The organism is Nocardia sp. NBC_00565, assembly GCF_036345915.1.
Lineage (GTDB): Bacteria > Actinomycetota > Actinomycetes > Mycobacteriales > Mycobacteriaceae > Nocardia.
This window is the reverse complement of sequence record NZ_CP107785.1, coordinates 2,321,859-2,346,502: the sequence shown is the minus strand read 5'-3', so window position 1 is coordinate 2,346,502 and position 24,644 is coordinate 2,321,859. Positions and strand designations below refer to the sequence as shown.

At 64.8% G+C, this 24,644-nt stretch carries 23 protein-coding genes and 1 pseudogene; 19 read left to right on the top strand and 5 right to left on the bottom strand.

Annotation, left to right across the window (positions count from 1 at the left end):
* Window positions 1-35: 35 nt before the first annotated feature.
* Window positions 36-827, top strand: coding sequence for an SDR family NAD(P)-dependent oxidoreductase (locus OG874_RS11280; RefSeq protein WP_330255069.1), 792 nt, complete (start codon window positions 36-38; stop codon window positions 825-827).
* 66 nt (window positions 828-893) lie between these two features.
* Here the strand turns inward: OG874_RS11280 and OG874_RS11275 are convergent, their stop codons facing one another.
* From OG874_RS11275 to OG874_RS11260, 4 genes are all read right to left on the bottom strand, one after another.
* Complete coding sequence (locus OG874_RS11275; RefSeq protein WP_330255068.1) at window positions 894-1,688, bottom strand: hypothetical protein; 795 nt, start codon at window positions 1,686-1,688, stop codon at window positions 894-896.
* A gap of 9 nt (window positions 1,689-1,697) precedes the next feature.
* On the bottom strand, window positions 1,698-2,840 hold the full coding sequence (locus tag OG874_RS11270; RefSeq protein ID WP_330255067.1) for an NDMA-dependent alcohol dehydrogenase: 1,143 nt from the start codon (window positions 2,838-2,840) through the stop codon (window positions 1,698-1,700).
* A gap of 57 nt (window positions 2,841-2,897) precedes the next feature.
* The gene (locus tag OG874_RS11265; RefSeq protein WP_330255066.1) at window positions 2,898-4,334 is read right to left on the bottom strand and encodes an aldehyde dehydrogenase family protein; all 1,437 of its coding nucleotides are present in this window, start codon (window positions 4,332-4,334) and stop codon (window positions 2,898-2,900) included.
* 107 nt (window positions 4,335-4,441) lie between these two features.
* The gene (locus tag OG874_RS11260; protein ID WP_330255065.1) at window positions 4,442-5,494 is read right to left on the bottom strand and encodes a TIGR03857 family LLM class F420-dependent oxidoreductase; all 1,053 of its coding nucleotides are present in this window, start codon (window positions 5,492-5,494) and stop codon (window positions 4,442-4,444) included.
* A 72-nt stretch (window positions 5,495-5,566) separates the two neighbouring features.
* Between OG874_RS11260 and OG874_RS11255 the strand changes: the two genes are divergently transcribed.
* The 14 genes from OG874_RS11255 to OG874_RS11190 all read left to right on the top strand — a co-directional run bounded on the left by OG874_RS11255 (window position 5,567) and on the right by OG874_RS11190 (window position 20,231).
* Entirely contained in the window at window positions 5,567-6,673 is a 1,107-nt protein-coding gene (locus OG874_RS11255) for a phosphotransferase family protein (protein ID WP_330255064.1), read from the top strand.
* Window positions 6,670-7,107 (top strand): FAS1-like dehydratase domain-containing protein, encoded by a 438-nt coding sequence (locus tag OG874_RS11250; RefSeq protein ID WP_330255063.1) that lies wholly within the window; start codon window positions 6,670-6,672, stop codon window positions 7,105-7,107. Before OG874_RS11255 ends, OG874_RS11250 begins: the two co-directional genes overlap by 4 nt.
* Window positions 7,104-7,550, top strand: a complete 447-nt coding sequence (locus tag OG874_RS11245; protein WP_330255062.1) for a MaoC/PaaZ C-terminal domain-containing protein — start codon at window positions 7,104-7,106, stop codon at window positions 7,548-7,550. Before OG874_RS11250 ends, OG874_RS11245 begins: the two co-directional genes overlap by 4 nt.
* 34 nt (window positions 7,551-7,584) lie before the next feature.
* Window positions 7,585-8,946: a TetR/AcrR family transcriptional regulator gene (locus OG874_RS11240; RefSeq protein ID WP_330255061.1), complete on the top strand. Its 1,362-nt coding sequence runs from the start codon at window positions 7,585-7,587 to the stop codon at window positions 8,944-8,946.
* A 749-nt stretch (window positions 8,947-9,695) separates the two neighbouring features.
* Window positions 9,696-10,409 (top strand): MlaE family ABC transporter permease, encoded by a 714-nt coding sequence (locus OG874_RS11235; RefSeq protein ID WP_442943393.1) that lies wholly within the window; start codon window positions 9,696-9,698, stop codon window positions 10,407-10,409.
* Between the two features lie 3 nt (window positions 10,410-10,412).
* On the top strand, window positions 10,413-11,270 hold the full coding sequence (locus OG874_RS11230) for an ABC transporter permease (protein ID WP_330255060.1): 858 nt from the start codon (window positions 10,413-10,415) through the stop codon (window positions 11,268-11,270).
* A 10-nt stretch (window positions 11,271-11,280) separates the two neighbouring features.
* The gene (locus tag OG874_RS11225; protein ID WP_330255059.1) at window positions 11,281-12,489 is read left to right on the top strand and encodes an MCE family protein; all 1,209 of its coding nucleotides are present in this window, start codon (window positions 11,281-11,283) and stop codon (window positions 12,487-12,489) included.
* On the top strand, window positions 12,486-13,511 hold the full coding sequence (locus OG874_RS11220; protein WP_330255058.1) for an MCE family protein: 1,026 nt from the start codon (window positions 12,486-12,488) through the stop codon (window positions 13,509-13,511). The genes OG874_RS11225 and OG874_RS11220 overlap by 4 nt, the downstream gene beginning before the upstream one ends.
* On the top strand, window positions 13,508-14,674 hold the full coding sequence (locus OG874_RS11215; RefSeq protein WP_330255057.1) for an MCE family protein: 1,167 nt from the start codon (window positions 13,508-13,510) through the stop codon (window positions 14,672-14,674). Before OG874_RS11220 ends, OG874_RS11215 begins: the two co-directional genes overlap by 4 nt.
* Before the next feature lie 11 nt (window positions 14,675-14,685).
* Window positions 14,686-15,930 carry an MCE family protein gene (locus OG874_RS11210; RefSeq protein ID WP_330255056.1) on the top strand — a complete coding sequence of 415 codons (1,245 nt, stop codon included), beginning with the start codon at window positions 14,686-14,688 and terminating at the stop codon, window positions 15,928-15,930.
* On the top strand, window positions 15,927-17,078 hold the full coding sequence (locus OG874_RS11205) for an MCE family protein (protein ID WP_330255055.1): 1,152 nt from the start codon (window positions 15,927-15,929) through the stop codon (window positions 17,076-17,078). Before OG874_RS11210 ends, OG874_RS11205 begins: the two co-directional genes overlap by 4 nt.
* Window positions 17,078-18,520 (top strand): MlaD family protein, encoded by a 1,443-nt coding sequence (locus tag OG874_RS11200; RefSeq protein WP_330255054.1) that lies wholly within the window; start codon window positions 17,078-17,080, stop codon window positions 18,518-18,520. The genes OG874_RS11205 and OG874_RS11200 overlap by 1 nt, the downstream gene beginning before the upstream one ends.
* Entirely contained in the window at window positions 18,490-19,206 is a 717-nt protein-coding gene (locus OG874_RS11195; protein WP_330255053.1) for a hypothetical protein, read from the top strand. The genes OG874_RS11200 and OG874_RS11195 overlap by 31 nt, the downstream gene beginning before the upstream one ends.
* Complete coding sequence (locus OG874_RS11190; protein WP_330255052.1) at window positions 19,203-20,231, top strand: RDD family protein; 1,029 nt, start codon at window positions 19,203-19,205, stop codon at window positions 20,229-20,231. The genes OG874_RS11195 and OG874_RS11190 overlap by 4 nt, the downstream gene beginning before the upstream one ends.
* A gap of 42 nt (window positions 20,232-20,273) precedes the next feature.
* Here the strand turns inward: OG874_RS11190 and OG874_RS11185 are convergent.
* Window positions 20,274-20,423 (bottom strand): annotated as a pseudogene (locus OG874_RS11185) (CoA transferase); the annotation flags it as partial.
* 360 nt (window positions 20,424-20,783) lie between these two features.
* On the opposite strand from OG874_RS11185, the gene OG874_RS11180 reads away from it, so the two are divergent.
* Genes OG874_RS11180 through OG874_RS11165 form a run of 4 tightly spaced genes read left to right on the top strand, consistent with a single transcriptional unit; the run spans window position 20,784 to window position 24,610 of the window.
* Window positions 20,784-22,322, top strand: a complete 1,539-nt coding sequence (locus OG874_RS11180; RefSeq protein ID WP_330255051.1) for a class I adenylate-forming enzyme family protein — start codon at window positions 20,784-20,786, stop codon at window positions 22,320-22,322.
* 2 nt (window positions 22,323-22,324) lie between these two features.
* On the top strand, window positions 22,325-22,630 hold the full coding sequence (locus tag OG874_RS11175; protein ID WP_330255050.1) for a hypothetical protein: 306 nt from the start codon (window positions 22,325-22,327) through the stop codon (window positions 22,628-22,630).
* Between the two features lie 25 nt (window positions 22,631-22,655).
* Window positions 22,656-23,771, top strand: a complete 1,116-nt coding sequence (locus OG874_RS11170) for a CaiB/BaiF CoA transferase family protein (protein ID WP_330257256.1) — start codon at window positions 22,656-22,658, stop codon at window positions 23,769-23,771.
* A gap of 26 nt (window positions 23,772-23,797) precedes the next feature.
* Complete coding sequence (locus OG874_RS11165; RefSeq protein ID WP_330255049.1) at window positions 23,798-24,610, top strand: crotonase/enoyl-CoA hydratase family protein; 813 nt, start codon at window positions 23,798-23,800, stop codon at window positions 24,608-24,610.
* Window positions 24,611-24,644 lie beyond the last annotated feature (34 nt).

Sequence of the window (24,644 nt, the reverse complement as noted above, 5' to 3'; positions counted from 1 at the left end):
GTCACTACGTGTCATTGCGAGAGGGAATCTGGTTCATGGATCTGTCAGTTCGCGAAAAGGGCTATCTCGTCGTCGGTGGAACCGCAGGGATCGGGCTTGCCGCCGCACGATCGCTGGCCGAAGACGGAGCAGCGGTCGTCGTTGTCGGCCGAGATCAGGAACGAGGCAGCAAGGCCGCCGCCGAAATCCTCGAGGCCGGCGCCGCACGCGCGACCAGCCTGTCCTTCGATGTCGGCAAGCACGGCGGCGCGGCGCGCTCGGTCGAGGAGGCAGTCGAATTCCTCGGGCGACTCGATGGTGTCGCGATCACCACGGGCACGACCGGGCACGAGCCGATTTCGGCAAGCGATGAGACGTGGACCGCCGCGTTCCGCGACGTCCTGCTCGGCACGACCCGAACGATCGAAGCCGCACTGCCCCACCTGGTCTCAACCAAAGGCACTATCGTCACCACGGCCGCCTATTCGATTCGATCACCCGAGATCGCGCGACTGCCGTTCGCCGGTCTCAAGAGCGCCGTCGCCGTCTTCACCAAAGGGATCGCGAAGGAGTACGGAAAACATGGCGTCCGAGCGAATTGTGTCTGCCCTGGCGCCGTGGAGACCGAGACGCTGCGTGCGGTCCGGGATTACATCGCGAAGGAGCGCGGCTATCCGCACGACGAAGCCCTCGAACGAGTCATGGTCGAAGAATGGGGCTTCACGGCGGCATTGGGCCGACCGGGACAGCCGCACGAGGTAGGCGAGCTGATCGCGTTCCTGCTCTCGCCCCGGGCCGGCTTCCTCACCGGTGCGCTGATCAATATCGACGGCGGCACGAACTTCTGACCTGAGCCGGACAGTGGGCAACGCGCCGAGCGCTCCCCACTGTCCCTCGCCCCGCCGTTCGACTCGCTACGAGGACGCCGATTCCCGGCTGCCCTTCTCAGCCCACAACTCGGTGGGACGTGCCCCGGCGGTGAGATACGAGCATCCGTGTATGACGGCGCAGCACAGACCTATCGTCACCGCACCCGCCAGCCAACGCACCGGCGTCGGCCAGTCCGAATGCAGGCCGAGGGTCACCGGCCCGGAGACTCCGCCGAGCACCGCACCGTAGGAGATCGACGGAATAACCAGGAGCCACAACCAGTTTCGGCCCGACAACAGCGGCGTAAGCACAAACAGAATGGTGGCACCGACCAGTACGCCGGTCGCGTCCGCGAAGGCGAACCACACGTTCACGCCGCCGAACATGAACGGCTGTGGACCGTAGAACCCGCTCAAGTCGAGCCAGCCGGCCAGCGAGGTCGCGAGCGCGTCGATCAGCGCGACAACGGCGAATGTCCACCACACCTGCCGCCGGTCGACACCGAGTTGCAGATACCGCCACACGACGTAGGCGATTCCACCGAAGAACCACGCGTACCCGAGCGGGACGAACCATGGCACCGTGCGGCCGTAGGCCGCGAAGACGCCCAGTCCGTTGTCGGGGGGATACCAATAGAGCAGCGTGTTGTCGAAAACCGGTTCCACCGCTACCGCCGAGATCGCGGTTCCCAGCATGAACAGCGGAAGCGCCGGGCCACGTTTGGATTCGCCCGACAGGGCCCACCACACGATCAGGCCGACGAGGATCACCAAACAACCGATCGTGAACACCGCGGACGGCCCCGTAGGACTCGAGTGCACCGGCATGTCCCATTCCATGATGAGCTCCTATTCAGCCGACCGCGACAGTGCGTCGGCAGCCGGGTATCGGAGCACGCCACGGAGGTTCCGGCCGCCGCGCATGTCGTCGTACCCGTCGTTGATCTTCTCCAGCGGATAGGTCCTGGTCACCACCGAATCGAGGTCGACTTGCCCGGCGCTCCAGAGCTCGAGGATCTTCGGGATATCGGCTCGCGGATTCGCCGAGCCGTACAGGGTTCCGATGATCCGCTTCTCGGTCAGGGTCAAATCCATCATGTTGACCGAGATCTCGTTCTCCGCCATCGGATGGATGTTCGTCACGATGAGCTCGCCGCGTTTGGCGGTCATCGCCAAGGCCTTCTTGACCAGGCGACCCTCACCCACGCCCATGGCGCAGATGAACCGGTCGGCACCGCGGTTCCAGGTCGCCTCGCTGACGACACCGGGCGCCTCATCCCAGGACGCCGCAACGTGAGTGGCACCCATCTTCAACGCTTGCTCGCGCTTGTACTCGGACGGATCGATCGCGACGATCGTCCGCGCTCCGGACAACCGGGCGCCCTGGACCGCGGCCGCACCGATGCCACCGACACCGGCAACCACGACGTTGTGCCCCGGCCGGATGCCGGCGGCGTAGACAGCCGATCCCCAGCCGGTGACGAATCCGCAGCCGAGCAGGCAGGCCCGGTCCAGCGGGTGATGCGGCTCGATCTTGATGCAGCTGGCCTCGTGCACGACCGTGTGATGGGCGAAGGAGCCGACTCCGCACGCGAGCGCGAGATCCTTCCCCCTGGCGTGGTGGCGGGCGGTGTCGTCGAAAATCTGCCTGCCACTGTAAATCTTGGCACCGAGATCGCAGAGACTCTGGTGGCCGGTCGCGCAGGACGGGCAGCGCCCGCACGACGGAATGAAGCCGAACACGACGTGATCGCCTTCCTTCAGCCACGAAACGCTCGAGCCGACCTGTTTCACTACGCCCGCACCCTCGTGGCCGCCGATACAGGGCAGCTGGAACGGCATATCGCCGGTGACGATGTGCTCATCCGAATGGCACATGCCCGAGGCGTGCAGCTCTACCAGCACCTCCTCGTCCTTCGGCGGATCCAGCTCGATTGTCTCCACCGACCACGGTGAGTTGCGCTCCCAGAGCACGGCGGCAGTGGTCTCCATTACGTTCCTCTCTTCTACCGCCGTCGGATCGACAACGGCATATGGTTCTGTCGGCGGTCAGCAGATGATCGACTGGGATTCCAGGAATCCCGCGATACCTTCCGGTCCGCCTTCTCTGCCGATTCCCGACTCTTTGAAGCCGCCGAACGGGCTGCCGAAATCCACGGGGGCCGGCGAATTGATCGAGACCGATCCGACCCGCAGCCGCACTGCCACCCGAGCGGCGCGCGCTCGATCGGCGGACCAGACCGCCGCCGCGAGGCCGTAGTCGGAATCGTTCGCGATACGCACGGCATCGTCGTCATCGGCGTAGGGAATTACCACTGCCACCGGTCCGAAGACTTCGTTCCTGGCGATGGCCGTCTGGTTGTCGACATCCGCCAGCACGGTCGGCGCGTAATACCAGCCGGTCTCGAATCCATCGGGACGGGCGCCGCCGGCGACGACCCGCGCGCCCGCCGCGACCGCCGCCGACACCATGGCTTCGACCCGCTGCAGCGCGGCCTGGTTGATCAGCGGGCCGACATCGGTGGACAGGTCTGCCGGATCACCGATCCGCAGCGCGCGCACGGCCGCGCCGAACACATCCAGAAATTCCTCGTAGCGCGTGGCCGGGATCAGAATGCGCGTCTGCGCCGCACATACCTCACCGTTATTGGCCATCACTCCGGTGACCAATCCACCGATTGTCTCGGCGTCGAACGGGGTGTCGTCGAGGACGATCGCCGGCGACTTGCCGCCCAGTTCCAGCGCACACCGCCGGACCGCGGCGGCACAGACCGCGCCGATGCGCTTGCCCGCCGCCGTGGACCCGGTGAAACTCACCTTGTCCACCTCCGGATGCGATACCAGCGCCTCGCCCGTCTGCACCCCGCCGGAGACGATGTTGATCACCCCCGGTGGCAGGCCTGCCTCCTCGACCACCTCGGTCAGCATCGACAGACCCAGCGGAGCGTCGGGCGCGGGCTTCAGTACGATGGTGCACCCCGCCGAGAGAGCTGGTGCGAGCTTCAGCGCGGCAGCGAACAGCGGGACATTCCACGGCACGATCGCACCGACCACACCAACCGGAACACGACGTACCAGGACCTCGCCCCCGGCGCCCGACGGCCGAGTCTCCTCGAAATCGAAACGCTCCAGCATGCGCGCGTGTGAGCGGAACACTCCAATAGCAAATCCGACCTGGCCGAACGACGCGAAGCTGCGCGGCGAGCCCACCTCCGCGGAGAGCAGGTCGGCGAACTCGGCGGATCGGCGCTTCAGTCCAGCGGCCAAGCCGTTCAACAACGCGGCTCGGTCGGTGGGTGTGGTCGCCGCCCATGGCTCGCTGTTCAAGGCCGCACGGGCCGCCACAACGGCCGCCGCGACATCGTCACCGGACGCCTCGGTCACGCAGCCGAGCAGCGCGCCGGAGGCCGGCGACACCACGTCGATGCGCGGTCCGTCCGTCGGACGCCACTTGCCCGCGACGTAGGTCCCTTCGTATGCGCGCACCGCTGCCTCTCTGTCCATAACTGTGGCCGGCACTGACGCCGGAGCGAGTTGCCGAGCATCCCGCATGCCCAAGATTCTGGCAGTAATGTCACTTATGGCGCAAGCTTCTACTTCGACGCGACGACCGACGCCAGCTGATCCGGTGTGCTGCCGTGCAGGATCAATTCGTCAGCTCCCGCGTCGAGGAATCGGTCGAACGTCGCACGGCACTCTGTCGCGGTGCCCACCGCCGCGGCTTCGGTGATCCACCGCGTGGGCAGCGCGGTCGCGGCCTCGGCCAGCTGCGCGGTCGTCCGAACCGAGTCCGCCGAACCTCGCACGCCGGCGAGTTGGGGATGGGCGCGCAGGATTTCGAGCCGACCCGGATCCCAGCCGTTGACCCGCGCAAGCTGCTCGCCGAGCCCCGGAATCTGGTAATAGCTCACCGCCCGGCCCGCGACCGTCGCCGCTTCGGCGGCCGGATCCAGTTGCGAGGCAACGACAACGGTCGCATAGATCCGCACGGCATCGGGTGCCCGACCAGCGGCTCGAGCCGCGTCGCGGATCCGAACGACCGAACGGGCGACCGCCTCTCGAGTCAGGAAGGGATGCAGGATCGCACCGTCGAAGTGGCGGCCCGCCAACTCGAGACCGCGCGGTCCGATGGCCGCGAGAACGAGCGGGGGCACCGGCTGATCAGGCACATCGTTGAGGCGCAATGCGGGATAGTCGCCCGCGGGCCCGCGGTAGCTGACCTTCTCCCCGCGGCAGAGCCGACGGAAGATGTCGGCGGAGTCGGCCAGCGACTGGTTCGTCGGCACCGGCAGCCCGACCGACCGCCACATGGCGGCGACCGACCGGCCGACACCGAGAATCAGGCGGCCACCCGACAGCGCTTGCGCGGTCATCGCCATCGATGCGAGCAGGGCCGGATGTCGCGAGTTCAGGTGAGTCACGCCCGCCGCGATGTCGATCCCGCTGGTGACCTGACTGAGCGCGCCGACGAGGACGCCGAAGTCCTTGGCCCCCCACCGCTCGCTGATCCAGACGGTGCCCAGCCCGAGCCGTTCGGCTTCTACCGCCTGCGTCAGCGCCGGCCCCGGATCTGCCACGCGGCCGGGGATCACATACGCACCCAGCCTTCCCAACGACTTCACATCCCTGGATTTTTGCTCACTCATAGCTATATTCTGACAGTAATGGTCACTTTTGGTTCGATCGAGGCCACACGTTTTCCGAGAAAGTGGGTTCAAGTGCGTTACACCGCCCAGCGAGGCAGGCTCGACGAGGACGCGCGTGGCACGCTCACGAGCTGGGCCGCCGCGCACATCGCACCGCGAGGCCACGAAGACTTCCAGATCTCGGACTTCTCCGCGCCGAACGCCGGATACTCCGGGAAAACGGTGTTCTTTACCGCGTCCTGGACGAGCCCGAACGGACAACGGGCCCACCGCGATCTCGTGCTACGGATGCAGGCGCCCGACCATCAACTCTTCATGACGCCCGACGCCATCCGGCAGGCCGAGGTCATCCGCCGACTCGGACGACATAGCGGCGTGCCGATGCCGAATGTCGTCGCCCAGGAACCCGATCCCGAGGTGCTCGGTGCGCCCTTCTATCTGATGGACCGCGTGGACGGACGCATACCCTCGGACGTGCCGAGCTGGCACAAAGCGGGGTGGACCGCGGATCTCGCGGCCGACGAGCGAGAGCTGCTGTATGACAACGCGTTACGTACCTTGGTCGCATTGCATCGCATCAGCGACCCGGGCGATGTCGGGGCACTGGCCGCGCCCGGCCCAGGCTCCGCGATAGCGCGCTACCTGGATAGTCTGCGTCGCTGGTACAGCACCAGCCGGGACACTCTTCTGGTCGACCCCGAATTGCTCGCCGCGGCATTTGCCGAGTTGGTCGAGAACATGCCTGCCACGACGGCCGAGGGCATCGTCTGGGGAGATGCCCGGGTGGGAAACATGTCCTTCGCCGAAGACCTATCCGTCGCCGCGCTGTTCGACTGGGAAGGCGCGACCACCGGGCCTCCCGATATCGACCTCGGCTGGTGGCTCATGTTCGAGCGATTCCTCTGCGAAAGCATCGGCCTGCACCGCCCCGACGGGGTGCCCGACGACCGCGACATCGTGCGCCGCTACGAGCAGCTCGGTGGCCGGCCGACCGGCGATATCAGCTACTACACGCTGCTCGCCGCTTTCGTGCTGACGCTGATCACCAACCAGCTTGCCGTCCTGCTCATCCGGGACGGGCTGGAACCCGCGATCGCCCACACCTATCCGACGGCAGCGGCCGAGCTGATCCGGCGGTACCTCGACGAACGAATCGAACAAAGGAGTACTACGCGATGAACGAACCCGCACCGATCGGAACGGTGGGCACCCCGTGGGAGGTGATCATCGAACGCGGAAAGATTCGTGAGTTCGCGAACGCCATGCAGTCGCAGAATCCCGCGTACAGCGGAGCTGAGGCAATCATTCCGCCGACCTTTCTGGTTACCGCCGGACAATGGGCGCCTGCCGGTGTTCGCGTCAATGTCGGATTCGACCGCAAGCGACTCCTGCACGGAGAGCAGGAGTACATCTTCCATGGCACGCTGCCCCAGGTAGGCGACCACCTGACAGCACAGGAAAAAGTCCTCGACCGATTCGAGAAGCCGGGTAAGCGCGGCGGCGTCATGCGATTTGCGGTGGTAGCCACCGAATTCCGCACGCCCGACGGTGAACTCGTCGCGGAAGCGCGTGCCACCTTCATCGAGACCGCCGCCAAGGAGAAGATTTCGTGACCACACACGCCATCGCACTCGAGGTGGGCACCACCGCGGAACCGCGCACCTTCGGACCGTTGACCCGGCAGATGTTCGTGCGCTACTCCGGCGCGTCCGGCGACCTCAACCCGATGCACTACGACGACACCATGGCCACCGCCGCCGGATTTCCCTCGGTCTTTTCTCAGGGAATGCATCAGGGCGCGTTGCTCGCGACATTTGCCACCGACTGGCTGGGCGCCGCGAACCTCCGCCGATTCGGCATCCGGTTCCGGGAGCAGGTCTGGCCCGGCGACACCCTCACCTGCACCGGAACCGTGGTGTCGAGCACGCCGACAGGCAGCGGCCGGCTGGTGACCGTCGACCTCGTCTGCGCCCGTCAGACAGGCGGAACCGCCCTCGCCGGCTCCGCTGACTTCTTGCTCGACGAGGGATACAACTCGCCGGTCACGCACACGTGAGCCGGACCTGGACCATCGACTAAAGTAGTCACTGATGTCAGAGAACCGAAGTCTGCGCCGGGCCAGTTATGGTCCGTCCAGCCCCGAGATCGGCAGCCGGGGCACCAACACACGACGCAAGATCGTCGATGTGTCCCTCAGGCTCTTCGGCGAACTCGGCTTCTTCAACACCTCGGTGGATGCCATCGCCAAGGAAGCAGGTGTCTCCCGGGCTACCCTCTATCAGTATTTTCCAGGCAAAGACGAGATCTTCCTGGAGCTGATGGACGAATGCGGCAGCGCGCTGCTGCGCGTCACCCGGCGTATCGGCGCGCTGGGCCCGACGCCCACGGGTTTCGACAACTTGAACTGGTGGCTCGGCGAGTGGAGCTGGGTCTTCGAGCGCTACTCGACGATGTTCGTGCAGTGGGCCAATGTCGCCGCGACGGAGAGCGTCGTGCAACCGGAGATCGATCGATTCGTCGGTCGATACCAGCACCAACTCGCGGGCCGCCTGGCGAATACGGATCTCGGCGGACTCGACCCCGAGTCCGCCGCCATGGCGATGATGGCCGTTGTCCACCGGGTGAATCTCTACCTGCACACCGACCGCGCGCACGGCCGAAGCATCGAATCCGTCGTCGACGCACTCTCGGTCTTTCTACAACTGATGTTCTTCCCGGACACTCCCCCGAGTGTGTTCGACACCCTGCCCTTGCGCGTCGACTCCGCACAGGTCATCAGTATCCCGCACCCGCCGGCGGCATCGGGATTGTCGATCGAAGAGCGCACCTCCGGTATCAGCAAGAGGGCACGCCAGACCGTCGAACGTCTGGTCGCCGCCGGAGCAACCCAGTTCGCCGCCCGCGGCTACTACCGTGCCAATGTTGACGACATCGTCGCCGCCGCCGGTTACGCACGCGGAACGTTCTACAAGTACTTCAACGAGAAACAGGATTTGCTTCTCACAGTCTGTGCGGAGGCAGCCGCACGGGCTCTCGTGCTGGACGACGAACTCCGCCAACTCGCCCCACCGAGTACCGATCGCGCGACGTTGCGCGCGTGGCTGTCCAGCTTCGTGCAGTTCGAGACACAGTTCGGCGGATCGATCGACGTGTGGACCGAACGCACCGCCGAGCGATCGCTGGTCGCGGACCTGGGCGTATACGGCGAAGCCATGACGGACTCCGCCATCCTCGACTACCTCAGCACCGTCGACCGGCCGGGCTTCCCCTTCGACCCGATCGGTGCGGTCCTGGTCTTTCGAGCGATCTTGGAGCGACTGGCGCGCGCATCCCAGGAGATCGAGACCCCGCTGACTCACGACCAGGTGGTGGATCTGATGGCCACAATCATCGAACGCGGCTTCTTTTCCCACAGCCGGGACCGGACCGCGACTCTCGCGCCGGAAGACTGAACGCTGATCTTCGAGGGCACCAACCAGATTCAACATCTGGTGATCAGCCGCGGCCTCGTCTCCCGCTGAACGACTGTGCGAGCCAAGCCAGCGTGCCCATCGCGGCGGCGTCCAGGTGAGCCCGCGCCTCGTGCACGTCCGATGACGAAGGGACTGTTCATCCAGTTTCCCCGGTCTCAGGGAGCTCCGCCATGACCTCCCGCCGCTCGAGCAACTTTTGATAGCATAATCATATAACTATTTATTCATGAGTGGCGCGGCGCCTGAAATTTGCCGGGTAGCCATTAGGTTTATTCAGATAATCTATTCAACCTATTGACCTCTTCTGACGTTTATGTCATCTTAGTTGCCGAGATGAATGTGATGGCGGGCACAGCGACACGGCCAGCGGCTACAGCCGCCGCGTCCTCTCGTGTGCTATCACCCTCACCCGGCGGGTCGAACCCGAACATCGAGCAGCCCGGCATACTCCGGCCGCCCAGCAGCGACCCTGCGGTGCTCGGGAGTCGCAGCACGATCCCCTCCCGCCGACGACATCTCCCCGGCACGTTGCGCTGATTGCCGCACCAGACCGAACTACGTGATCCGAAATAGCCGAAAACCGGACGTACTCGCCGCCTTGGGCGTCAGGGCCGGCGCCCTTCACCAGCCGGGAACCGAATAAGGAGGTCACCGTGCAGTTGAAACTCGATACGCCGGTGCTGAACAAAATCGAAGTACCGGTGCGGGCTGTCGGTGGATTCTTCTCCATGTGCGCCGCCACCGCCCGAGCGGCAACGAAACGGCCGTTCCAGTGGGGCGAGTTCTTCGAGCAGGGCTGGTTCCTGGTGCGGGTGGCCTTGGTCCCGACCCTGCTGGTCGCCATCCCCTTCACCGTGCTGGTGATTTTTACGCTCAATATTCTGCTCGTCGAATTCGGTGCCGCCGATTTGTCCGGGGCCGGCGCGGGACTGGGCGCGGTAACTCAGGTCGGGCCGCTGGTCACCGTCCTGATCGTCGCCGGCGCGGGTGCCACGGCAATATGTGCCGATCTCGGCTCTCGGACGATTCGCGAAGAGATCGATGCGATCAAGGTCCTCGGCATTGATCCGATACACCGGCTCGTGGTTCCGCGAGTATTCGCCTCGACCATTGTCGCGCTGTTATTGAACGGACTGGTTATCACCATCGGCCTCGTCGGGGGATTCCTGTTCTCGGTGTACGTGCAGAATGTGACACCCGGCGCCTACGTCTCGAGCCTGACGCTGGTCACCGGAGTACCCGAAGTGATGATCTCGGAGATCAAAGCCGGCTTGTTCGGGCTCATCGCCGCGCTCGTTGCCAGCCATATGGGTCTCACCGTCAAGGGCGGACCCAAAGGCGTCGGCGACGCGGTCAACGAAACAGTCGTCTACGCGTTCATGGCATTGTTCGCGGTGAACGTCGTCGTCACCGCCGTAGGCGTCAAAGCGACATTGGGATAGCAGATGACTGAGATTTCGGTATTTCGGAGCAGGTATCCCCGTGCGGCACGGCTGCTCGACAAACCGGTGCAGACAATGGATCGCATAGGCCATCAAGGCTGGTTCTTCTACCAGGGATTCCGCCAAATGGGCCACGCGGTCACGGCTTACCGCATGGAAGTACTGCGCATCGTGGCCGAGATGGGCATGGGTACTGGAGCTTTGGCGATTATCGGCGGCACCGTCGTGATCGTCGGGTTCATGACGCTGTCGGCGGGAGCCCTCCTCGCGATCCAAGGTTTCGCCTCGCTGGGAGATATCGGCGTCGAAGCTCTGACCGGCTTCTTCTCTGCCTTCATCAACGTACGCATCGTCGTGCCGGTCACCGCGGGAATCGCCCTGGCCGCAACCATCGGCGCCGGGGCGACCGCTCGAATCGGCGCGATGCGGATCAGCGAGGAAATCGATGCCCTGGAGGTCATGGCGATCCGGTCGATCTCTTACGTCGTGTCGACACGAGTGATCAGCGGTCTCATCGTCATCGTGCCCGTGTACGCCATGGCGGTCTTGATGTCGTTCCTGTCCTCCCAGCTGTACACGACACTGGTGGCAGGCCAGTCCGCCGGCGTGTACAACCACTATTTCTACACATTTCTCCGGCCGACGGATTTGATGTGGTCATTCGTCCAGGCGATTGCGATGGCGCTGACCGTCATGCTGATCCACTGCTACTACGGCTTCAATGCGGCGGGTGGACCCGCCGGTGTCGGTCATGCGGTCGGTCGCGCGGTTCGCGCCTCACTCGTCGCCGTTGTCATGGTCACCCTTTTGGTCTCGCTTGCGGTGTACGGCACCTCGGGCAACTTCAACCTTGCCGGATGACGGAGGAATAATGCTCGGCCGCAAGCAGCGTTCGCATCACCGAACCCCGCCATACAAGTCCATTTCGGTCGTGTTCGTCGGCGCGATCACCGCTCTCGTCATCTTCTGCCTCGCCTCCTTCCGGGGCGCCTTCACCGAGACGGTCCCGGTCACGGTCGTAGCAGTGCGATCAGGTCTCGTGCTGGAAGTCGGCTCCAAGGTCAGACTGCACGGTGTGGAGATCGGCCGAGTCGACGGGGTCACCACGACAGGGGATGACGCCACGATTGTTCTCTCCCTCGATCCTTCGACGCTGCATGGCATCCCGTCGAATGTCGAAGCCGAGATCAAGCCGACCACGGTCTTCGGCGCAAAGTACGTCGAACTGGTGACGCCCGACGGTCCGGCGGCCACGAGCCTGAGCGCCGGCGCCCGAATCCGAGCCCACGGTGTCACCACCGAGATCAACACCGTATTCGAGAATATCGGCGCGATCATGAACAAGATCGAGCCGGACAAGCTGAACGCGACACTCACCGCGATCAACGACGGCTTGCGCGGCCGGGGCGAAAACCTGGGACAGACAATTGGCCAACTCGATGGCACCTTGAAACAGCTGAATCCTCAATTGCCACAGCTGCAGAACGACCTGCGAAGTACCGCCGCGGCGGCGCAGACCCTCGGTGACGCCGGAGCCGATCTGATGTCAATTCTGCGCAACGTTGCCGTGACCTCGGATTCGATCGTCGACCAGCAGGACAATGTGGCAGCTCTGCTGATATCCGTCATCGGATTGGGCTCCACCGGCGGCAGTTTCCTCGGAGAAAATAGAAACGGAATTGTCGACTCGATGCGTCTACTCACACCGTCAACGGCTTTGCTGGCCGAGTACAGCCCGTCATTCCCCTGTATGTTCCACCTGGGCGCACTGGACGCCGCCAACGAACCGCCGCTCGTCGATAAGACCGGATACTCGGTTGCCCTCGATGTCGGACTTCTACTCGGCGACGATCCCTACACCGCCCCGGAGAACCTGCCGGTCGCAGCGGCCAAGGGCGGGCCAGGTGGCCGGCCGGGGTGCTATCAGCCGGCTTCCTGGGACACCTATCCCGCGCCGTACCTGCGAATGAACACCGGGGCTCCGCTCAACGGCCCCGGTACGGATCACCCGCAGCTGGGGTCTCCCAGCGTCATCGAATACCTATTCGGGAACGCGCTCAATGGGAAGGGGCGCCCATGAGAATCACCGCACCCATGCTGAAGTTCACGATCTTCGCTGTGACAATGGGGATATTCCTCTTCGCGATCGTGGCGGTGTTCGGCAAGCTCCGATTCGAGAACCGGTCGGAATACTCGGCCTTGTTCGACAATGTCTCCGGTCTCAAAGCGGGCCAGTTCGTCCGAATCGCCGGTGTGGAGGTCGGACGCGTCGAGCACCTCTCGGTGACCGGCAACACCCGGGCACTGGTCACCTTCTCCCTCGACCGTGATGTCCCGATGACCCAGGCGACCCGCGCGGAGGTCCGGTACGAAAACCTCGTCGGCGACCGGTACATGGAATTGAGCCAAGGCCCCGGCTCGGCGCAGCGGTTGCCCGACGGCGCCACCCTCGACGTCGACCACACCGCGCCCGCCTTGGACCTCGATGCCGTGATCGGTGGATTCCGTCCCCTGTTCAAGGCACTCGATCCAGGGCAGGTGAACAAACTCTCCGCGGAGCTGATCGCCACCCTGCAAGGACAAGGCGGAACAATCGCCGGCATCGCGAGCCATACGGCGCAACTCACCGCGACGCTCGCCGACCGTGACCAACTGATCGGCGCCGTCATCACCAACCTCAATGGCGTGCTCGGCACCGTCAACGACCGCAACCGTCAGTTCGACTCGCTGGTCGACAACCTGCAACTCCTGATCAGCGGCATTTCCGCGCAGGCACAACCGGTCGCCGATGCGCTGACGCGGATCAGCTCCGCGGCCGGGAACGTCGCCTCGCTGCTGGATGTCACGCACGCGAACATTGCCTCGGATGTGACCCAACTGGGCCGAGTGAGCAGCAATATCGACGACGATCGCGATTACGTCGACGGGGTGCTGTCCCGGCTGCCCAGCGACTACCAGCGATTGAGTCGGCTCGGACTGTACGGCGACTTCTTCAGCTTCTATCTGTGCGACGTCACGCTGAAGGTCAACGGCCCGAACGGCGATCCCGTCTACATCAACGTCGTCGGTCAACGAGCGGGAAGGTGCACGCCGCCGAAATGAATGCCATCGCAACACCGAACACGTTCCGGCTCGGGATCATCGGAATTCTCGTTACCGCGGCGGCGGTGCTCACTGCTCAGAATTACGACAAAGTTCCGTACCTCGGCGCGCATCGTGACTACCGCGCACACTTCGCGGAGGCGGCCGGTCTCAAACCGGGCGCGCCCGTCGAGGTCGCGGGTATACAGGTCGGGAAGGTATCCAAGCTCGAGCTCGACGGCAACCAGGTGCTCGTTCGATTCTCCGCGAACGGCGTGACGCTTGGGACCGACACCGAGGCCGCGATCAAGACGCACACCGTACTCGGTAGCAAGGCGCTCGAATTGCGACCACGCGGCAGCACCGAACTCGCTCCGAACGCGATCATCGGCATCGAGCACACATCGACGCCATATCGGCTGACCGATACGCTCGGCGACCTCACCACCACCATCAGTGGCCTGAACACCACCGACCTCACCGACGCATTGAAGGTCCTGAGCGACACCCTGGACAAGGCACAACCCAATGTCGCCGCGGCGCTGGACGGGGTAACCCGCCTATCGACGACGATCAGCAGCCGCGACGACCTGATCAAGAAGCTGCTCTCCAATGCCTCCGGCGTCACCGAAGTGCTCGCGAAACGCAGCACCCAACTCAACGCACTGATCTTGGACGGCAACGTCCTGTTTTCCGCCCTCGACGACCGCCGCCAGGCACTCGACCACCTGCTGACCAACCTATCCGCGGTATCGGCCCAGCTCACCACGCTGGTCGCCGAAAACCGGGACCAACTGGGCCCCGTCCTGGACCGGTTGAACAACGTCGCCGACCTACTCGAGAAGCGAAAGACCGACATCGAACAGGCACTGCTCCCGTTGAGTCAATACGCGCTGTCTCTCGGCGAATCCGTGGCTTCCGGCCCGTTCTTCAAGGCATACGTCGGCAATCTGCTGCCCGGACAGTTCCTACAGCCGTTCATCGACGCGGCGTTCTCCCAGGCAGGTGTGGATCCCGGAATCCTGGGCTCCTCGACCTTCAAGATCGACGGCGGATACAACAGTCCACCCGGTGTAGTTCCACCCACTGACACGGCCCCCGGACCGAACACACCGGTGCCGCCCGCGCCCGCGCCGCCATTTCCGACAATTCCGCCCATCCCGGGGATGGGAGGACAACGATGAGGACCCCGCCCATGAAGTGGCCGGCGCCCTCGCGCCGCGCGGTCATACGCGCCGGAGCAGCAGTCACCGTGCTCGTGCTGGCGATCGCCGGCTGGTACACCCACGCCGTCCTCACCCGCAACGACGTCACCGCCTACTTCACCAACACCAACGGGCTCTACGAGGGCGACGACGTGCTGGTGCTCGGACTGAAGATCGGTCGCATCGATCGCATCGAGCCCGAAGGCCAGCGGATGAAGGTCGACTTCCACTACGACTCATCGGTGAAAATTCCGCGGGACGCCAAGGCCGTCATCCTCTCACCGACATTGGTGTCCTCCCGCGCCATCCAGCTGACTCCCGCGTATTCCGGCGGACCAGAGATGGCCGACGGAGCCACCATCGACATCACGCACACCGCGGTTCCCGTCGAGTGGGATGACTTCCGGATGCAGCTGCAGCGACTCGCGGAGTCACTCGGTCCGACGCAGGACCAACCATCGGGCCCCTTGGGATCATTCATCAATTCTGCGGCGAATACATTGCAGGGCAACGGAAACCGGCTCAACGCGACGATCACTCAGCTCTCCGATGCCGTGACGACGATCGCGAACAGTCGCGACGACCTGTTCAGCACAATCCGCAACCTGCAGGTATTCATCAGCGCGCTCGCCGCGAGCGACCAGCAGATCGTCGAAATCAACGGTCATCTGGCGTCGGTCACTCAGGTCCTGGTCAATTCGGACGACGAGCTCTCCTCCGCCTTGTCCGAACTGGACACCGTCGCGGCCGATATAGCGCAGTTCGTGGCCGACAACCGAGACCGGCTGCAGCATTCGGTCGATCAGTTCGCCGCCATCAGCACCATGCTGAACAACAACAGATCCACTGTGGAACAGCTCCTGCACGTGGCACCCCATGCGTTCAGCAACATGTACAACATCTATCAGCCAGCGCAAGGCGCGCTGACCGGTGCCCTTGCGGTCTCCCAGATGCAGAACCCGATCCAATTCATCTGTGGCGCCATCCAAGCCGCGAGCCAACTGGGTGCCGCCGAATCGGCGAAGCTGTGCGTGCAATACCTGGGCCCGGTCTTGAGCAGCATCAAATTCAACTATCCACCGGTAGGCATCAACCCGCTGACCGGAGTGCAGGCCCGGCGCGATCAAGTCGATTACAGCGAACCGTTCCTCAACCCGTATCCAGAGGGCTCCGATGCCTCGGTTGCCTCGGGTAGCGGACTGCCCGGGCTGTTCGGCCAGACAGGACAACGATGACAACCGACAAGAAACGTGGGCCAACGCGCGCCGCGCCCGCCGCGGTGGCCTGCTGTGCGGCGGCGATGCTGCTGCTCACCGGCTGCGGACAGTGGAAGGGTCTCAATTCGCTGCCGCTGCCCGGCGCCGAAGGGCACAGTGCCGGCTCGTACCGGGTCCGGATCCAGATGCCGAATGTCACTGCAATACAAGAGAACTCACGCGTGCGAGTCGCTGACGTCAATATCGGTTCGATCACCAAGATCGAACGCGAGGACTGGCACGCACTCGTCACGGTGAGCATCGACGGCGACGTCGTCCTGCCCGCGAACGCGACAGCGGCGATCGGCCAGACCAGTCTGCTCGGCAGCCAGCACATCGAGCTCGCCGCACCGATCGGTGTGGCGCCGACCGGGCGGTTACACGACGGAGATGTCATTCCGCTCGAACGAGCCAGCCAATTCCCGACCACCGAGCAGACCCTCGCCGCGGTGTCGATGGTCCTCAACGGTGGTGGACTCGGCCAGCTTCAGCAGATAAATACCGAGCTCAACGCCGCACTGTCCGGTCACGAAACCGACGTCCGGAGCCTGCTCGACCAACTGAACACCTTCACCGGCCAGCTCGACCAGCAGACCGGGGACATCGTCGCGGCAATGTCGGGCCTGAACCAGCTGGCCGACACCGTCAATCGCCAGAACGACGTCCTCGCGAACGCGCTGCGCGCCATACCGCCCGCGCTCGAGGTGCTGAACTCCCAACGCGACAATCTGCTGACGGCAACCACGGCCGTCGGCAACTTCGCCGACGTCGGCAATGACGTCGTGACCACCAGCCGCAACGACATCATCGCGAACCTGCGTAATCTACAGCCCGCCCTGACCGGGCTCGCCGACGCCGGACACGACCTCACCCAGTCGCTCGGGTTCTACTCCACCTTCCCGTGGCCCGAAATCAACCTGCCCAAATGGGTTCGGGGCGACTATGCGAACCTCAGCGCCACCATCGACCTCACGCTCGGCCGACTCGACAATTCCCTGATGCAGGGCACGCCGTGGGAAGGGCAGCTCACCGCGCTGGAGACAGCGCTCGGCCGCACCGTCGGCCGACAGCCGGGACTGGGAACGCCCAACCCGCTGACCGGACCGATTTCGTCGGGAGGCCGCTGATGAAGTTGACCAAGTTCGTCCGCACGCAGCTCATCATCTTCTCGATCCTCACCGTCGTCGCGCTGACCGTGATGGGAATCCAGTTCATGCAGGTCCCGTCACTACTGGGCATCGGCAGATACGAAATCAAGGTCGAGCTGACCTACAACGCCAATCTCTACAAAACGGCGAACGTCACCTACCGCGGGGAGACCGTCGGCCGGGTCGTCGACCTGCAACCGAGTCGTGCCGGTGTCGCTGTCACACTCAGCATGTTCAGCCGCACGAAGATTCCGGCCGACCTCGACGCCAGTGTGCACAGTAGGTCCGCCATCGGCGAGCAGTATGTCGATCTCGCACCGCGAACGAACTCGCCGCCCTATCTTCGCGACGGCGATGTCATACCGGTCGACCGCACCTCCGTGCCCCAAGACGTCGGGCCCCTGATCGATACCATCAACAGGAGCCTCGAAGCGCTGCCCAGCGGAAATCTGCAGACGGTGATCGATGAGAGCTACACGGCGTTCCACGGAACCGGCCCCGCACTGGGGCGACTTTTCGACTCGTCCCACGCGCTGATCAGCGGCACCCACGACAATATGTCTCCGATCACCTCCCTGATCAAAGACTCCGGACCCGTACTCGACGCCGTCGTCGCCAGTGATCCCGCTATCCGGGCGTGGGCACAGAACGTCGACGCGCTAACTGCTCAGCTGTCCTCCTCCGACGAACATCTGCGCGGCCTGCTGGTGTCCGGACGCGCCGCGGCCGACCAGGCGACTGCACTGTTCCAGCAGCTGCGTCCGACCACCTCCATCCTGCTGGCGAACCTGGTCAGCCTCGGCCAGGTAGCCGTCACCTACAACGCCGCGCTCGAGCAACTGCTCGTGCTGCTACCCGCGGGCGCGAGCGCGCTGGACACCGTTACCTATCCGAACCGCTCGTCCACGCTGTCCGGATTCCTCTCCTTCAACCTCAACCTGAACATGCCCGAACCCTGCACCGTCGGGTACCTACCTGCGTCCGAACGCAGGGACGGCAGCGCGGAAGACGCCCCGACCCGTCCTGCCAAGCCCCTCTATTGCGCGTTGCCGCAATCGGACCAGAACGCGGCCCGCGGCGCGCGGAACTATCCGTGCATGGACAACCCGGGCAAGCGGGCACCCACGGTGGAGATGTGCAAGAGCGACGAGCAATATCAGCCGCTGGGCACCAATCCGTGGATCGGCGAGTCCCAGGCATACGTCGACAACCCGCAGTACCACCCCAGTTCGTACGGCAACAACAGCCCGCCTCCGGCCGCCGGCGCGATACGACCGGTGACCACGGCCCGCTACAACCCTGGCGATGGCTCTTATGTCGGATCCGATGGCCGCAGCTACACCCTGGAAAATGTCGCGCCGGTGAGCGCGGCCGCACACAAGGAGACGACATGGCAGACGATGTTGATCCCGACCCGGTGACAGCCGATCGGTCCGGGCTCGAGGCGGCCCGCGCCCAGGCGCTTGCCGCGCAGGAGGCAGCCAAGGCCGCCTTGGCCGAGGCCGAAGCGGCAGCGGCAGCGCTCGACCGGCAGCTCGAGCAGACGAATGCAGATGTCGCCGACAAACCCGAGCAGACGACAGCGGGGGTCGCCGACAAACCCGTCGCTCGATCTCCCAAAAGGCGGCGCGTAGCCGCCGTCGCGCTGATCGCTGTGGTCACCATCGCGGCCGCGGGAGCCAGCGCGTACTTCGCAATAGCGCATCGGGACGCAGTCCACCAGGCCGATGAGCGGTTGGACTACGTCCAAGCGGCGCGGCAGGGAGTTGTCAACATCCTCAGTGTCGACTTCAACTCCGCGAACAACGATGTCAAGCGCATCCTCGAGGACGCCACCGGAGCCTGGCGCGAGGAATTCGCACCGCAGGCACAGCCCTTCACCGATGTCGTGCAGAAATCGAAGGTGGTGACCACCGCCGAGGTCACCGCGGCCGGACTCGAGCACCGCAACGACGACGGCACCGCCCAGGTGCTGGTGGCCGCCAAGTCCAAGGTGTCGAACTCGGCAGGCGCCAGCAACGAGCAACGAACCTTCCGGCTCCGGGTAACGGTCGCGCCCGACGCGGGACGGCTGAAGATCGCAAAGATGGAGTACGTCCCGTCATGACCACACAGCTGAACGACAAGACCGAAGCCGCCGAAGCGACCGAGCCCGCCACCATCGACGACCCCGCCACGGACAGCCCCGAGTCTGGTGCCGACACCGTTGCAACTCGAGACTTCGCGAGTTGGCGGGCGCGGGCCTTCGCCTACCTCATCGACGTGGGCTGTCCGGCTGCCACCATAGCGGCGCTCCTCGGGACCGCCGCTTCCGCGGATTCCGATCACTGGGTGCAACTGCCCGCCATCATCGTCGCCGGAGCCGTCCTGGCCGCCACGGTCTGGAATGTCGGATTCCGGCAGGGGAAGACCGGCCGCACGTTCGGCAAGACGATGCTCGGCATCCGCACCGACCGGGTGCACGCCGGGACGCCCCCGGGTGTCGTTCGTGCCTTGTTCCGGGAAGCCGCCCGCGTCGCCGACACGGTGCCGGTGCTGATCGGCTGGTTCTGGCCGATGCGCGATGCCCGCGGCCAGACGTTCTCGGACAAGCTGGCCGATACGATCGTATCCGCCACGCCTGCCGACATCACCGACAACGACCGGGCGCGCGCACGATCGATGGCCCTCGGTGCCTTCGCCTTGCTCGCGCTCGCGACCGTCGGACTCGCGGCGACCCAGTACACCTACGACTACCGGCGAGATCACGCGTCCGAACAGGTTCGGTCCGACGCACCCCGGATTGCCACCGACGCGACCGTCGCCTTGCTGTCCTACAAACCCGAGACCGTGGACGCCGACCTCGCCGCCGCCTCGTCGAAACTCACCGGGGACTTCCTGAGCTACTACGAGGATTACACCAAGAAGGTCGTCATTCCGGCCGCCAAGGAAAAGAAGGTCAGCACCCGGGCCCAGGCCGCCGGCACGGCCGTCATCTCCGCCGACGACCACCATGCCACCGTGCTGGTCTTCATCAATCAGACGACCACGACCGCGGAAAACCCTCAGCCCGCAACGATGTCCAGCACCGTACGGGTCGACCTGGTCGAGATCGGTCACGAATGGCGGATTTCGCAGTTCGAGCCGATCTGAGCACCGGATCAGACGATGCCGCCGGAATGGAGCTGCCATATCTCCTCGGCGGAATACGTCGTTGCGATATCCGGGCCGCTCGATCTTGATCACCCGGGCACCCAGGTCAGCCAGTTGGCGAGTGGCGTACGGCGCCGCCACCGCTTGTTCGATACTCACAACGACCACGCCGTCGAGCGGCAATTGGTGTATCGGGTTCTCCCTCACTCGTTCCCGCGAGCAACCTCGCAGCCGTGCACAACATCGACCGGCAGCGCACGCATCTGACCTACGCTGTCAGATGGAGACTATAGATCGTCGGTGGAGGCAATCCAGCTCCGCCTCCACCGCAGGCCACTTATACACAGTGGATGGCATTAAACGCGTTCGACTGCGGGTTTGATATCAATGTAGACAAGGTGTCAGATCATCGAATACCGTGAGGTGACCCAGACCCCACAGATAGGAACATCGAGTCGCTGTGCCACACGTCACCTACAGATCCGACGCCGGTTCGGTGGAGCGGGCTCGCGTCGACGAGGCCGCACCGAACAACTCCGACTGGAATCCACGATGACGATCTCTCTCCTCCTCGACATGTCGGTATCGGGACACCCGGACCGCACCGCCATCACCTCGGGCGCCGAATCGCTGACCTACCAGCAGTTCGCCGACCTGGTCCAGAGCACCGGCACCGCGCTGCGGCAGTCCGGTGCCAAGAACCTGGTGTATTTGGGCGGTTCCGGCCTCGAGTTGCCTGCCCTGCTCTTCGGCGCGGCCTACGCGGGCATCCCCTTCATACCGATCAACTACCGACTCGACGGCGCGCGCCTCGTTCAGCTCATCAACCGAGTCGGTAACGCTCTCGTAGTCGCCGCACCGCGCTACGCCGAATCCGTCGCGGCAGCCGACGCCACCGTCGAAACCACCGACGCGTTCTTCGCCCGCGCGCGCAAAGCAGCGCCCGAGCCGTTACCGGCGGCCGAAGCCGACCCCGAAGGTCCGGCTGTCCTCCTGTTCACGAGTGGCACGACCGCGGAGCCGAAGGCGGTGGTGCTCCGTCATAGTCATTTGCTGAGCTATGTGATGGGTACCGTCGAATTCGGTTCCGCCGACTCGTCGGATGGAGCGCTCATCACCGTGCCGCCCTATCACGTCGCCGGTATCGGCACGATCCTGACGAACGTGTACGCGGGCCGGCGGATGATCTACCTGCCCGACTTCGATGCGGCGGAGTGGTTGCGTCTCGTCCGCGACGAAGCTGCCACCTCCGCGATGGTCGTTCCCACCATGCTCGACCGGATCGTCACGGCATTGGACGGCAATACCGCCGATGTACCCTCGCTGCGCTCGCTGTCCTATGGCGGAGCCCGCATGCCGCGCCCGACACTCGAGGCCGCGCTGCGCGCCTTCCCGGATACCGGATTCGTGAACGCCTACGGACTGACCGAAACCAGCTCGACCATTGCCCTGCTCGGCCCCGAAGACCACCGCGCCGCGCTGGACAGCGACGACCCCGGCGTGCGCGCTCGCCTCGGGGCAATCGGGCGTCCGGTGCCCGATATCGAGATAGACATCCGCGGTGTCGATGAAAAGCCGGTCGGGACCGGCGAACACGGCGAGTTGTGGGTCCGCGGACCCCAGGTCTCCGGCGAATACATGGGTTCGGGCTCGGTCCTGGACGCGCAGGGCTGGTTCCCGACGCGCGATCTGGCCTACCAGGACTCCGAGGGCTTCGTATTCATTGTCGGCCGCAACGATGACACGATCATCCGCGGTGGCGAGAACATCGCCCCGGCCGAAATCGAGGACGTCCTGGTCCAGCATCCCGCCGTCCGATCGGTCGCCGTCGTGGGGATACCCGACGAGCACTGGGGTCAAGCGATTCTCGCGGCCGTCGTCCTCGACGGTGACACGAATCCGAGTTCCGATCAATTATGCGAATTCGTTCGATCCCGGCTTCGATCCTCGAGAACGCCGGATCGGCTCATCTTCCGCACGGAACTGCCGGCGACACCGACCGGAAAGATTCTCCGCAAGGAGATCGCCGCCGACTACCTCGCGGAAGTGAGCGGCTCCGCCATCGGACTCACGAGTCCCGGAAAGGAATGACAATGCTGAAAGTCGGAGTTCGTTTGCGCAGTCAAGTCTGCACGACGGAAGTCATCGTGGTGCGGGCGGGCGACGAGTCCGCGGCACTCAACTGTGGCGGCTTCCCAATGGTCGATCTCACGCATCCGCAGGATTCAGAGTTTACGTTGGCCGGCGATTTCGCCGAAGGCAGTCTTATCGGAAAGCGATACACAGACGACGCCGATAGCGTCGAGGTCCTCGTCACCAAGCCAGGCAAGGGCACTCTCGCGCTCGGCGCGACCACGTTGACACTGAAGGCCGCGAAACCCCTTCCTGCCAGTGACTGACCCGGGGCTAGACGGCCGCCGACTGATCCGGCACGATACGGCCGCCGCAGAGGACACGGCCGGCCCAGGGCCACTCGCGGGCGTTCGCGTCATCGAAATAGCGGGCATGGGCCCCGCACCGCACGCCGCGATGACCATGGCGGACCTGGGCGCCGACGTAGTGCTGATCGAGCGTCCCAGCACACCGGGCGTTGTGCCGACGGTGCGCCCGGCCCAGCAACGCGGACGCACACTGGTCGAAGCCGACTTGAAGAACCCGGACGACATCGAGGAGATCTTGCGCCTCGCCGAAAGAGCCGACGTCTTGATCGAGGGGTTTCGCCCCGGCGTCACCGAGCGCCTGGGAATCGGGCCGCAGGTCGCCCTCGATCGCAACCCCCGGCTGATCTATGGACGGGTCACCGGTTGGGGGCAGACCGGGCCGCGTGCACAGCAAGCCGGTCACGACCTCAACTACATCTCCGTCACCGGGCTGCTACACGCGGTCGGCCGGGCAGGCGAACGCCCGGTACCGCCGCTGAATCTGTTCGGCGACTTCGGCGGCGGATCAATGTATCTCGTCGTCGGCGTGCTCGCCGCGCTGATCGAGCGCCAGCACTCCGGTCGAGGCCAGGTTATCGACGCCGCGATGGTCAACGGAGCCCCGGCCCTGGGCCATCTGCTGTGGTCGATGCGCGCGGCCGGGCGATGGTCCGACGAGCGCGGCACCAACGTTTTCGACGGCTCCGCGCCGTTCTACGACACCTACGAGTGCGCCGACGGACAGTACGTGGCAGTCGGCGCACTGGAGCCGCAGTTCTATGCCGAACTGCTCCGGGCATTGGACATCGCACCGGAAACACTGGGCCCGCAACGTGATCCGCAAGGATGGCCACACATGCGGGCGATGTTCAGCGAACGATTCGCATCCCGTCCGCGCGACGATTGGGCCAAGCTTTTCGCCACCCTGGATGCGTGCGTGACCCCGGTGCTGTCCTTCGCTGAAGCCGAAGCCGACGACCACATGACCGCACGATCGGTGTTCATCGACGTCGACGGTGCGATCCAGCCGGCTCCGGCCCCGTCGTTTTCGAGGACTCCCCCGAATCTTCCGTCACCGCCGCCACGTCGACCGGTCGACATCACCACACTCTGGGCCTGAGTCGCCCCGCAGGGAAGGAACCCACCTTGACCAATAGCCACACCGACATCGCCTCGCAGACAGTTCTTTTCGAACGCCGCGGCCACGTCCTGGTGATCACCCTCAACCGCCCGGACGCACGCAACGCCGTCAACGCCGAGATGTGTCTGCAGGTCGGCGACGCGCTCGAATCGGCCGACCAGGATCCCGACATCCGGGTGGTAGTCCTCACCGGCGCCGGGGACAAAGCCTTCTGCGCTGGAGCGGATCTGAAGGCAATCGCCCGTGGTGAGTCCGTGATCCCGGAGGGACGCGAGCACTGGGGATTGGCCGGCTATGTATCCCACGCGATCAGCAAACCGACCATCGCCGCCGTGAACGGGCCCGCCCTCGGTGGCGGAACCGAACTGGTCCTCGCGAGTGACCTGGCGGTAGCCGCGGACACCGCGGTCTTCGGCCTGCCCGAGGTGAGCCGAGGGCTGATCGCCGCGGCCGGTGGGGCGTTCCGGCTTGCCGACAAGCTGCCACCGACGATCGCGATGGAGTTGCTGCTCACCGGAGACCCGATCTCGGCCCAGCGCGCACTCGAATTGAATCTGGTCAACCGCGTCGTCCCGGCGGCTCAGGTACTGGATGAGGCACTGGCACTTGCTCAGCGGATCGCGAATAACGCACCACTGGCAGTCCAGGCCACCAAACGCATCGCCCTTGACCAGAGCAGCACCGGAGACCGCCCTGCCGACCAGCGGGGATGGGCGGCGACCGCCACGGAATCCGCTGCCATCTTCGCTTCGGCGGACGCCAAGGAAGGCCCCTTGGCCTTCGCCGAGAAACGTCTCCCCGTTTGGCAGGGTTGCTGACCTACCGAAAGCCGGAAATGCGGGGTGTGTGGAT